The 310-nt window shown below is 43.5% G+C and carries 1 rRNA gene; it reads left to right on the top strand.

The window, feature by feature from the left end:
• Nucleotides 1-217 precede the first annotated feature (217 nt).
• Nucleotides 218-310, top strand: a 5S ribosomal RNA gene (gene rrf, locus ACEO2X_RS14330); the annotation flags it as partial.

The raw sequence follows: 310 nt of genomic DNA, 5'->3' as shown, positions 1-310 counted from the left end.
CTCGTGAGGCTTGACTATACAACACCCAAACAGTTGGGGTTGTATGCTCAATCGATTCAAATCCAATCAGTCAATTCAGACTGATCTTGATTTAGTTAACGCTAAACAATAAAATTCAGACCCAATAGCCAACCTGTTAATAACTCATTTGGAACAAAGTAAGGCATTACATGCGAAAGCAGAGTAACTAAGACCCGAACAAGTCCATAACAGTTGTGCTGGCGACCATAGCAAGAGTGAACCACCTGATCCCTTCCCGAACTCAGAAGTGAAACCTCTTCGCGCTGATGGTAGTGTGGGGTTACCCATG

Origin of the sequence: Acinetobacter sp. AL9 (assembly GCF_041464035.1) — a bacterium.
In the GTDB taxonomy this organism is placed as follows: Bacteria; Pseudomonadota; Gammaproteobacteria; order Pseudomonadales; family Moraxellaceae; genus Acinetobacter; species Acinetobacter towneri.
The sequence above is the reverse complement of the archived record's forward strand: the minus strand, read 5'-3'. Positions and strand labels throughout refer to the sequence as shown.